Source organism: Pseudomonas jessenii (assembly GCF_002236115.1).
GTDB classification, from domain to species: domain Bacteria; phylum Pseudomonadota; class Gammaproteobacteria; order Pseudomonadales; family Pseudomonadaceae; genus Aquipseudomonas; species Aquipseudomonas jessenii.
This window is the reverse complement of sequence record NZ_NIWT01000002.1, coordinates 309,041-319,770: the sequence shown is the minus strand read 5'-3', so window position 1 is coordinate 319,770 and position 10,730 is coordinate 309,041. Positions and strand designations below refer to the sequence as shown.

Here is a 10,730-nt window from a genome sequence, read left to right as displayed (position 1 = left end):
GACGCTGAAGAGAGAACTGCACTGATGGCCCTGGCAATTTTTGATCTGGACGAAACCCTGATCCACGGCGACTGCGCCTCACTGTGGAGCGAGCAAATGGTCCGCCTCGGCTGGGTCGATGGCGAGTCGTTCCTGCGTCGCGACAAGGAGTTGATGGATGCCTACGGCAGGGGCCATCTGGCCATGGAGGATTACATGACCTTCAGCCTGGAACCGTTGATTGGTCGTACGCCTGAAGAAGTCGCGCACCTGGTTGGTCCGTGGGTAGAGGACTTCATCGAGCCGATCATTTTCAGCGATGCCACCAAAGCCATCGCCGCGCATCGCAAGGCCGGCGACCGGATCCTGGTGATCTCGGCCTCGGGCACCCACCTGGTCGGTCCCATCGCCGAGCGCCTGGGCATCGACGAGATTCTGGGCATCGAACTGGAAGTGGCCCATGGCGTCTACACCGGCCACACCGTTGGCACCCTGACCTACCGCGAAGGCAAGATCACCCGCTTGCTGGAGTGGCTGGATGCAGAGGAGGAAAACCTCGAAGGCGCGAGTTTCTATTCCGACTCCCGCAATGACCTGCCGCTGTTGCTGAAGGTGGATTTCCCCCACGTGGTCAACCCGGATCCGGTGTTGCGCGAGCAGGCTGAAAAGGCTGGCTGGCCGATCCATATCTGGAAGTAACCCGGATCCCCTGTGGGAGCGAGCTTGCTCGCGATAGCAGTGTGTCAGTCAACGTTAATGCCGACAGACAGGCCGCCATCGCGAGCAAGCTCGCTCCCACAGTTTTTTGTGTTGTCAGGTGAGGCTTTCGTCAATCACCAGCACCACTTTCCCCGCCACGGTATTACTCGCCAACTCGGCAAACGCCGCCTCGGCATCCTTGATCGGGAATGTCCCGGCCAGTTGCGGGCTCAAGCGCCCCTCGGCAAACAACGGCCACACATGCTGGCCCAAATCACTGAACAGATCGGCCTTGAACTGATCGTCGCGACTGCGCAAAGTCGAACCCAGCAACTGCACACGCTTTGCCAGCACCTGGGCCAGATCCAGCTTGGCCTCGCGGCCGCCCATCAGACCGATCAACACCCAGCGGCCATCCTGCGCCAGCAGCTTGAGGTTCAGGGCCGCGTAATTGCCGCCCACCGGATCGAGAATCACATCGAACGGCCCCAGATCCCGCAGACTCTCCAGATCGCCATTACGCACCACGCCGCCCTGGGCGCCCAGCGCTTCGCAGTACGCCAATCGCTCTGCGGAGCCGACGCTGACCCAGCACGGGTTACCGAAGGCTTTGCACAGCTGAATGGCAGCTGAACCGATTCCACTTGCCCCGGCATGCAGAAGAACTTTCTGACCCGGTTTGAGCGCAGCCAGTTGAAACAAATTCAGCCAGACTGTTGCATAAACTTCGGGCAATGCAGCCGCTTCGAACAGTGACATTCCATTGGGAACCGGCAGCACATGCCGCCCGTCGACAACCACCTCTTCGGCCATCCCGCCCCCGGCCAGCAAGGCGCAAACCCGATCGCCAACCTGCCAGGAGGACCCGGCGCCCACCTCGCTGATGACCCCCGAGCACTCTAGACCGAGCACTTGACTGGCCCCTGGCGGGGGCGGGTAAAGGCCGGCCTTCTGCAACAAATCGGCACGATTGAGGCCCGCTGCCGCCACTCGTATACGAACTTGTCCTACATCGCATGCAGGACTCGGCTCATCAACCCATACCACTTGACCGTCAACGCCTTGCAATGCTTTCACAGTGCCTCCATAGTGAGTCTGGACTGAGCCCGAAGCTATAGCGTCGGGTTTTTTGCATTATGCGACCGGCTCCCAAAGAACCGGCGACTTCAAAGACGGCCTAATATGCGTTATCAATTGTCCCCGCGTCGAATCAGCATGAAGCATCTGTTCCCCAGCACTGCCCTCGCTTTATTCATCGGTATCGGCTTGCTGCCGATGTCGAGCAATACATTCGCAGCCAATAGCTGGGACAAGCTTCAACCCGATCGTGACGAAGTGATCGCCAGTCTGAACGTCGTGGAGTTGCTCAAGCGTCACCACTACAGCAAGCCGCCGCTCGATGACGCACGCTCGGTAATCATCTACGACAGCTACCTCAAGCTGCTGGATCCGTCGCGCAGCTACTTCATGGCCAGCGACATTGCCGAATTCGACAAGTGGAAGACGCAGTTCGACGATTTCCTCAAGAGCGGCGACCTGAACGCCGGGTTCACCATCTACAAGCGCTACCTGGACCGCGTCAAGGCGCGTCTGGACTTCGCTATTGCCGAGCTGAACAAAGGCGTCGACAAGATCGACTTCACCACCAAGGAAACCTTGCTGATCGACCGCAAGGACGCCCCTTGGCTCAAATCCACCGCAGAACTCGACGACCTGTGGCGCAAACGCGTCAAGGACGAAGTCCTGCGTCAGAAGATCGCCGGCAAGGATTCCAAGCAGATCCAGGAAACCCTGACCAAGCGCTACAAGAACCAGCTGGCGCGCCTGGACCAGACCCGCGCGGAAGACATCTTCCAGGCGTACATCAACACCTTCGCCATGTCCTACGACCCGCACACCAACTATCTGTCGCCGGATAACGCGGAGAACTTCGACATCAACATGAGCCTGTCCCTCGAGGGCATCGGTGCCGTGTTGCAAAGCGATAACGACCAGGTGAAAGTCGTGCGCCTGGTGCCGGCAGGTCCGGCGGACAAGACCAAGCAGGTTGCACCGGCCGACAAGATCATCGGCGTTGCCCAGGGCAACAAGGAAATGGTCGACGTCGTGGGCTGGCGCCTGGACGAAGTGGTCAAGCTGATCCGTGGTCCGAAGGGCACCGTGGTGCGCCTGGAAGTTATCCCGGCCAGCAATGCGCCGAACGACCAGACCACCAAGATCGTGCCGATCACCCGTGAAGCGGTGAAACTCGAAGATCAGGCCGTGAAAAAGTCGGTCTTGAATCTGAAGCAGGACGGCAAGGACTACAAGCTCGGCGTCATCGAGATCCCGGCGTTCTATCTGGACTTCAAGGCCTTCCGTGCCGGCGATCCGGATTACAAGAGCACCACCCGCGACGTCAAGAAACTGCTGACCGAATTGCAGAAAGAGAAAGTCGACGGCGTGGTCATCGACCTGCGCAACAACGGCGGCGGCTCCTTGCAAGAGGCCACCGAGCTGACCAGCCTGTTCATCGACAAAGGCCCGACCGTGCTCGTGCGTAACGCCGATGGCCGGGTCGATGTCCTGGAGGATGAAAATCCGGGCGCGTTCTACAAAGGCCCGATGGCGTTGCTCGTCAACCGCCTGTCCGCCTCGGCTTCGGAGATTTTTGCCGGCGCCATGCAGGACTACCACCGCGCGCTGATCATCGGCGGCCAGACCTTCGGCAAAGGCACCGTGCAAACCATTCAGCCGCTCAATCATGGCGAGCTGAAACTGACCCTGGCCAAGTTCTACCGGGTTTCCGGGCAGAGCACCCAGCATCAGGGCGTCTTGCCGGACATCGATTACCCGTCGATCATCGACACCAAGGAAATCGGTGAAAGTGCCCTGCCGGAAGCCATGCCATGGGACACCATCAAGGCGGCGATCAAGCCTGCGGTCGACCCGTTCAAGCCGTACATTTCGCAGCTCCAGTCCGAGCATGACGTGCGTACGGCCAAAGATGCGGAGTTCGTGTTCATCCGTGACAAGCTGGCCCTGGCGCAGAAACTGATGGCCGAGAAAACCGTCAGCCTCAATGAAGTCGAGCGTCGTGCCCAGCACGCCGACATCGAAGCCAAACAGCTGGCCATGGAAAACATCCGTCGCAAGGCCAAGGGCGAAGAGCCGCTCAAAGAGCTGAAGAAAGAAGACGAGGACGCCATCGCGGCCGAGGATGACAAGACCAAACCGGAAGACGACGCCTACCTCAGCGAAACAGGGCGGATTCTGCTGGACTACCTGAAACTCAACACGGCAGTGGCCAAGCACTGAGTTTGTACAAACAACTGATGGCAATTTAATGCTGACGCCCCGGTAGCGTCATCAAACAGTCATCATTCTGTCGTGAAATAAAGGACCGGGCGTGCTCTTTTTACCAAGGGCACGCCCGGTCCTTTTTTTATTGCCAGAGATCGCCATGACCACAACCGAACAGCTGAGTGCCTTGAGCTCGATCCTGAGTCAAAGCGGTTTACACAGTCTGTTCCAACCGATCATCAGCCTCTCTGAACGACGCATCCTCGGTTACGAAGCCCTCAGTCGTGGCCCCTCCAACAGCCCTCTGCACTCCCCTGTCGCCCTGTTCGCCGTCGCCCGCCAGGCCGGACGCCTGAGCGAGCTGGAAATTGCCTGCCGCAAAAGCGCTTGCCGACGCTTCAATGAGCAACAACTGCCTGGCCTGTTGTTCCTTAACGTGTCCCCGGAGTCCCTGCTCGAAGCGGCCCATCAACCGGGGCGCACCCTGCAATTGCTGCAGGATTTCGGCATTGCGCCAAGCCAGGTGGTCATCGAGCTCACGGAACAGACGCCGACGGACGATTTCCAGCTGCTGCAAACCGCCCTGCATCACTATCGGGCGATGGGGTTTTCGATTGCGCTGGATGACCTGGGAGCGGGCTATTCGAGTTTGCGCTTGTGGTCCGAGCTACGGCCGGATTACGTGAAAATCGACCGGCATTTCATTGATGGCATTCATCAGGATGCACTCAAGCGCGAGTTCGTCGGCTCGATCCTGCAAATCGCCAAGGCCTCGCGGGCGCAAGTCATCGCCGAAGGTATCGAGCTCCCCGAAGAACTCACGGTGCTGACCGAAATGGGCGTGGACCTGGTACAGGGCTATCTGCTCTGCCGCCCCCAGGAACACCCGCCACGGGATGCCCGGACATTGATGCCCCGACAGGACAGCACCGCCGTTGCACTGAGCGAAGACGGCAGCGACCTCAGCGCCCTGCTCAACGAGCTGCCCGCGGTGAACCGCGACACGCCGACCGCCACGGTGCTCGAAGCCTTTCGCCGCCAGGCCAACCTGAACTCGCTGGCAGTCCTGGATGAACAGGGTCAACCCTGCGGCATTGTCCATCGTCATTCGCTCTCCGACGCCCTGCTCAAACCCTTTGCCACCGACCTGTTCGCCCGCAAGCCCATCAGCCGCCTGATGAACGATGACTTCCTCGCCGTCGAGCTGAGCCAGTCACTGCAACAAGTCAGCCGCCTGATCACCAGCCGTGCCCGCCAGCGCATCGAAGAAGATTTCATCATTACCCTCAACGGCGGTTACCTGGGGTTGGGCCGGGTGATCGACGTGCTCAAGCTGATCACGGAACTGAAGATCCAGCAGGCCCGCTACGCCAACCCGTTGACCTTGCTTCCGGGCAACGTGCCGATTCAGCAATGCCTGACGCGACTGCTGCAACAGCGAAGGGAATCGGTGATCTGCTACGTGGACATTGATAGCTTCAAACCTTTCAACGACATCTACGGCTATGGTCGCGGCGACGAAGTCCTGCTGTGCCTGGCGCAATGCCTGAACGATCGCGTCGACCCGTCCCGCGACTTCGTCGGCCACATCGGCGGCGATGATTTCCTGCTGGTGCTAGGCCCGGAAGACTGGCGCAAACGTTTGAACCAGTTGCTCGACGACTTCCAGAGCCAGTGCCGGCGCTTCTACCGCAGCGAGCACCTGGAAGCCGGCTGCTTCATCGCACCCAATCGCCAGGGGCAGCGCCAGGAGTTTGCGTTGTTGTCGCTGTCGATCGGCGTAGTGCATTTGCATCCACAGGCCTGTGGACAACTCGATGCGAGCCAGTTGGCCGAGATGGCATCACAGGCCAAGCACCATGCGAAGAATGTGCAGGGCTATAGCGTGCATGTGATTGATAGCCGGGTGGTTTCGACTGTTGAAGAGCTGCTCGTTTCCGGGCATCGATAAGGGCGCTTTCCGGCTTCACTCCCATCAACGAGGCGCCGAGGAAGACTTCAGCTCTTCGAGCTTGATCGGCGCCAATGGATGCCCGGCCTTCGCCGCCATCTCCCAGAATCGCGCCGCTTCGACCGGATCCGGAGCCTTGCTCGCCGTCCCGGCCAGTGTGATGACGCCCACCTGATACGCCGCCTTGCCATCGCCCGCCAACGCCGCCAGGCGCAACAAACGCACGCCCTCCTCACGAGCACCGAGGCCGACGCCGCGAAACGCCAGGATGTGCCCATAGAAGCTCTGGGCGCCGACATCGCCCAAGTTGGCCATGCGTGCGAACTGGCCTTCGAGCCAGCGCCAGCCACGTGGCTGACGGACAAACCATGACCAGTGAAACAATCGGCGCGCGAGCCAGTAACCAGCCCGCGCCTTGAGTTGTAAAAACACTCAGGCCTCGGCCGATTCCGGGTATTCGTACTCGAATACCCGCACCACTTCCGAAGCATGCCAGGATGCGGCGGCAACGCCGTCCGACGGCCCGGAAAAACGCCCGAGACGCTCGACACATTCAAAGAATCCAGTGCGCGGCAAGCGGCTGGCGCCCTGACTGATCACCAGTGAACTGCGCAATGGCTGCTCCGCCCTGGCGTCCAAAGCCGCCAGATGCTCAAGGGCCGCCGTTAGGGTCTGCATGGCCGGGGTCGGCAGCTGCAAACGCTCCAGCAATGCCCGGTACGTCAACAGATGGCGCTGGCGACGCGCCTGATCCAGTTCGCCGAGCAATCCGTCCCAATGTTGACGACTGATGCGTACGCTCACGATTCATCCCTCCACCCTGGCACCGTCAATTCCCAGGCCAGGCTACGGCGAATCGCGGCGTCGGGCAGACGCTCGCCACTTTCGATCATGGCCAGGTAAGACGGGCTGATGCCTACCGTGCGGGCCAACGCCTCGATGGCGATGCCCTTCCCCTCGCGCAAACTGCGTAGTTGATCCAGACCCGGAAGTATCGCGTCTGGTGTCGCCGCCTGAGGCTTCGTGGCTTGAGGCGACGCTTGCTCTTTGATGCCCGCTGCTTTCAATAACGCCTGATACTGAGCCCATGGCAGAACCGCATATTCGGGCTCGCCTTCGCGTGTAATTATCTGAATATCCATCACTACCCCGTAGGACAACAACACTTAGCGAGTCGGCACTTTTCCCTAGAAGTGTAATCCTAACAGCGGCCAAGGTCGCGGGGGGCATCAATCTATGAACTCGTCAAAATCGAATCAGTGTTTTTTCGGGCCTTGAAGTTGAAGTTGTTCGGGGGTATCAGGCAGACGCTCAACCACCGCGAGCTTCTCGGGCACCTGCCGTTTGCGCCAGGCGCGGAAGGCATTGAGCTCGTCGTCGAGCACTTTCATCAGCCATGCCAGTACCGCGATGTCATCGAGCATGCCAAATACTGGAATGAAATCCAGGATCGCATCCACCGGACTGAGGAAATACATCAGGCCCGCGACAACCGAAACCAGCGCCTTGGGGCTGATGGCGCGATACTCACCACGCCAGTAGGCCAGGCAGAGTGCCTGCAACAGCTTCAAGTCGTCCTTGATCTTGCCCAATCGATTACCCTGGCTTGCGCCTTTACTGGCGACCGCGAACAACAGGGTCGGCAATCGACCGCGTGCCAGCAGACGTCCGGCCAGCGGCAGGAAACGAGCGAAACTCCAAGGCGTTTTCATCATTCCTCCCGTTGAAATGTTATCCACACAAATTGTGGATAACCTTGTGAACAGAGCTGCTTTTCATCGCTGTAAGCCCCGTTTTACAAGGCCCGCGTTCAGATCGGGCGTTTTTTACTCATCAAAAAAAACCCATAATTTCATTGACTTGGCGGCCTTGTGCGTCTACCGCCAACACTACTATGCCTAAGACTCCAGCCTAGAGCGTCTGTTCGTTTTGTTTACCCGTACCGAACGCCAGATGCAACAACGCCCCGCATGAGCGAGGCGTTGTTATCGAAGCAGGCGCTGGTTACTTGGCAGCGGCGTCTTCTTTTGCCGGATCCTTGATGGCCAGCAGTTCCAGGTCGAATACCAGCACCGAGTTGGCTGGAATCGCCGGGCTTGGGCTTTGAGCACCGTAAGCCAGGTCAGCAGGGATGTACAGCTTGTACTTCTCGCCAACGTGCATCAGTTGCAGGCCTTCGACCCAACCCGGGATCACACCGCTGACCGGCAGATCAATCGGGCTGCCGCGCTCGACGGAGCTGTCGAATACGGTGCCATTGGTCAGCTTGCCGGTGTAGTGAACGGTCACTACGTCAGTCGGCTTTGGCTGAGGACCATCGGCTTTCTGCACGACTTCGTACTGCAAGCCCGAAGCGGTGGTGGTCACGCCAGCTTTCTTGGCGTTGTCTTCGAGGAATTTCTTGCCGGCAGCCGCCGACTCTTCGCTCATCTTGGCCATGCGCTCTTCGGCACGCTTTTGCAGTGCGGCGAACGCCTCGACCAGTTCTTCGTCTTTGAGCTTCTGCTCTTTCTTGCCGACGGCGTCTTCGATGCCCTGGGCTACAGCCTTGGAATCCAGGTCATCCATGCCTTCCTGAGCCAGGCTCTTGCCCATGTTCAGGCCAATGCCGTAGGAAGCTTTTTGCGCCGGAGTTTTCAGCTCTACGCTGGTCTGCGAATCACAACCCGCGAGTACCAGGCCAACCAGGGCTACCGCCGCCGCCAACCGATGCTGTTTCATGCTATTTCCTTGTTCATGCGCCTAAAGGGCAATCGAGTAAAGCCGCGAGCTTATCAGGCCGCCACGACCAATGGCTACCGGCATGAGAGCCGGAAACAATTGATAAGTTCAGGTGTTTAAACGCATTTCACAATTCCTGTCGATGAAGCTTCTTTCATCTTGTTCCGACGCAGGCTGATTCCTGAACCTACAATATCTGGCGTAATGGCCTCTTGCCCCACCCTGAGTGCTCGGGCATAACGGCATGATCATTCGACAAGGACGTTTATTTTGCACCTCTTCTTTCGCTTGCTGATTCTCATCGCACTACTGCTCGGGCTGGTCATCGCCGTGGTTCTTTATTACGTCGCCAACCCGAAATTGCCGGCCTGGTCGCCCGCACAACAGGTGCATTACCTGGAGCAATGGAGCGCCGCCGATCGAGATACTTATTACTTCACGCCCCAGGGCACTCAGGTCAAAGGCTTGCGCTATGACTGGTTCACTGCCCTCGAACTGCCCTTCTCGCAACAACGCTTCGCCACCCCCGAATACCTCGCCCGCTTCGGTTTCCTGGTGGACCCCGGCCAGGCACCAACACCGAACAACCCCGGCAACCTCCCGGCAGGCTTTACCCGGCACCAGAACGCGGGGAGCCCGGATGTGTTTCTGGATATCACCTGCGCGGCCTGCCACACCGGTGAACTGCGTTTCAAGGGTCAAGCCCTGCGTATCGACGGCGGCTCGGCGCAACATGTGCTGCCGTCCAGTGTTCCTACGCTCAAAGGCGGCAGTTTCGGACAGGCCCTGGTGGCCAGCCTCGCCTCCACTTACTACAACCCGTGGAAATTCGAGCGCTTCGCACGCAACGTGCTTGGCCAGGACTACGAGACGCGCCACCAACAGTTGCGCAAAGATTTCAAATCTTCACTGGATACATTCCTCAAAGTGGCCTGGAACGACACCCATCGCGGGCTCTATCCGACCGAGGAAGGCCCGGGTCGCACAGACGCCTTCGGGCGCATCGCCAACGCCAGCTTCGGTGATGCGATTTCCCCCGACAACTACCGCGTGGCCAATGCCCCGGTCGATTATCCACAGCTGTGGGACATGTGGACGTTCGAATGGGTGCAGTGGAATGGTTCGGCGAAACAACCCATGGCCCGCAACATCGGCGAGGCGTTGGGCGTCGGCGCCACGCTGAACTTCTTCGACAAGAACGGCCAGCCGCTGATGGGCGATGCCCGCTATCCGTCCAGTGTCCGCGTGCGCGATCTGCACCTGATCGAAGAAACCCTGCAACGACTCTCGCCTCCGGCCTGGCCGGAAGATCTGTTGGGCGCGGTCGACAAGCCTCTGGCAGCCCAGGGGCGCGCCTTGTTCGCCGAAAACTGCGCGGGTTGCCATGTACCGCGCACCACCCAGGGCGAGGGACGATACGTCCAGCACCTGAAAATGCTCCCGGTGGATTACATCGGCACCGACCCCGGCGCGGCCAACAACATCGCCGACCACCGCTTCGACCTGACAGCGCTGCAATGGAAGCAGGCCGAACTGGAAAAACTCGATGTCGAGCCAAAACCCGACGAGCCTCTGGACCTGAGCAAGATGTCCGTGGCCAAGGGACTGGCCTATGTCACCGCCTATGTCCAGGGCCGCGCGTATCAAGACGCCAATGTCACCCCTGCCGAGCGCCCTGAAATGGACGGTTTCGGTCTGCCAATCGGAGTGCGCGAATTGCGTTCGTACAAGGCCAGGCCATTGGCGGGTGTATGGGCGACACCACCGTTTCTGCACAACGGTTCGGTACCGAGTATTTATCAGCTGCTGTCGCCTCAGGATGAGCGTGCGACCACGTTCTATAAAGGCACTTTCGAATACGACCCGAGACACCTCGGTTACCGCACCGAAGCCTTTGCCAATGGCTTCCTGTTCGACACGCGTATCACCGGCAACCACAACAGTGGCCATGAATTCCGTGCCGGCAAACTCGGCAATGGCGTGATCGGCCGCGGGTTGCAACCGCAAGAACGCTGGGCATTGCTGGAGTATCTGAAAGTGCTGGGCGGCCCGCTGGAGGCGCAATTGCCATGACCACTGTCTCAGTCAGGAGAACGTT

The 10,730-nt window shown here is 59.4% G+C and carries 10 protein-coding genes; 4 read left to right on the top strand and 6 right to left on the bottom strand.

Features of this window, described 5'->3' with window-relative positions; translation table 11 throughout:
- Positions 1-24: 24 nt before the first annotated feature.
- Positions 25-678: an HAD family hydrolase gene (locus tag PSJE_RS06085; protein ID WP_090453955.1), complete on the top strand. Its 654-nt coding sequence runs from the start codon at positions 25-27 to the stop codon at positions 676-678.
- 114 nt (positions 679-792) lie between these two features.
- Here the strand turns inward: PSJE_RS06085 and PSJE_RS06080 are convergent, their stop codons facing one another.
- Positions 793-1,755 carry a zinc-binding dehydrogenase gene (locus tag PSJE_RS06080; RefSeq protein WP_090453953.1) on the bottom strand — a complete coding sequence of 321 codons (963 nt, stop codon included), beginning with the start codon at positions 1,753-1,755 and terminating at the stop codon, positions 793-795.
- A gap of 138 nt (positions 1,756-1,893) precedes the next feature.
- On the opposite strand from PSJE_RS06080, the gene PSJE_RS06075 reads away from it, so the two are divergent.
- Together PSJE_RS06075 and PSJE_RS06070 are read left to right on the top strand one after the other, a co-directional pair.
- Positions 1,894-3,975, top strand: a complete 2,082-nt coding sequence (locus PSJE_RS06075; RefSeq protein ID WP_167362851.1) for a carboxy terminal-processing peptidase — start codon at positions 1,894-1,896, stop codon at positions 3,973-3,975.
- Between the two features lie 145 nt (positions 3,976-4,120).
- Positions 4,121-5,911, top strand: coding sequence for a bifunctional diguanylate cyclase/phosphodiesterase (locus PSJE_RS06070; protein ID WP_090453949.1), 1,791 nt, complete (start codon positions 4,121-4,123; stop codon positions 5,909-5,911).
- A gap of 24 nt (positions 5,912-5,935) precedes the next feature.
- Here the strand turns inward: PSJE_RS06070 and PSJE_RS06065 are convergent, their stop codons facing one another.
- The 5 genes from PSJE_RS06065 to bamJ form a co-directional block, all read right to left on the bottom strand.
- The gene (locus tag PSJE_RS06065) at positions 5,936-6,343 is read right to left on the bottom strand and encodes an SEL1-like repeat protein (RefSeq protein ID WP_057715781.1); all 408 of its coding nucleotides are present in this window, start codon (positions 6,341-6,343) and stop codon (positions 5,936-5,938) included.
- Entirely contained in the window at positions 6,344-6,715 is a 372-nt protein-coding gene (locus PSJE_RS06060) for a hypothetical protein (protein WP_007898892.1), read from the bottom strand.
- Positions 6,712-7,053 carry a helix-turn-helix domain-containing protein gene (locus PSJE_RS06055; protein ID WP_007974980.1) on the bottom strand — a complete coding sequence of 114 codons (342 nt, stop codon included), beginning with the start codon at positions 7,051-7,053 and terminating at the stop codon, positions 6,712-6,714. The genes PSJE_RS06060 and PSJE_RS06055 overlap by 4 nt, the downstream gene beginning before the upstream one ends.
- 114 nt (positions 7,054-7,167) lie before the next feature.
- Entirely contained in the window at positions 7,168-7,623 is a 456-nt protein-coding gene (locus PSJE_RS06050) for a YkvA family protein (protein ID WP_057715782.1), read from the bottom strand.
- Positions 7,624-7,915: 292 nt separating this feature from the next.
- Positions 7,916-8,632 (bottom strand): BamJ family beta-barrel-assembly machinery protein, encoded by a 717-nt coding sequence (gene bamJ, locus PSJE_RS06045; RefSeq protein ID WP_090453947.1) that lies wholly within the window; start codon positions 8,630-8,632, stop codon positions 7,916-7,918.
- A gap of 270 nt (positions 8,633-8,902) precedes the next feature.
- On the opposite strand from bamJ, the gene PSJE_RS06040 reads away from it, so the two are divergent.
- On the top strand, positions 8,903-10,705 hold the full coding sequence (locus PSJE_RS06040; protein ID WP_090453946.1) for a di-heme-cytochrome C peroxidase: 1,803 nt from the start codon (positions 8,903-8,905) through the stop codon (positions 10,703-10,705).
- Positions 10,706-10,730 lie beyond the last annotated feature (25 nt).

Bases quoted from the DNA above. Each gene is read 5' to 3' on its own strand.
- PSJE_RS06085 (WP_090453955.1), top strand. From the start codon at position 25: ATGGCCCTGGCAATTTTTGATCTGGACGAAACCCTGATCCACGGCGAC.
- PSJE_RS06075 (WP_167362851.1), top strand. From the start codon at position 1,894: ATGAAGCATCTGTTCCCCAGCACTGCCCTCGCTTTATTCATCGGTATC.
- PSJE_RS06070 (WP_090453949.1), top strand. From the start codon at position 4,121: ATGACCACAACCGAACAGCTGAGTGCCTTGAGCTCGATCCTGAGTCAA.
- PSJE_RS06055 (WP_007974980.1), bottom strand. From the start codon at position 7,053: ATGGATATTCAGATAATTACACGCGAAGGCGAGCCCGAATATGCGGTT.
- PSJE_RS06050 (WP_057715782.1), bottom strand. From the start codon at position 7,623: ATGAAAACGCCTTGGAGTTTCGCTCGTTTCCTGCCGCTGGCCGGACGT.
- bamJ (WP_090453947.1), bottom strand. From the start codon at position 8,632: ATGAAACAGCATCGGTTGGCGGCGGCGGTAGCCCTGGTTGGCCTGGTA.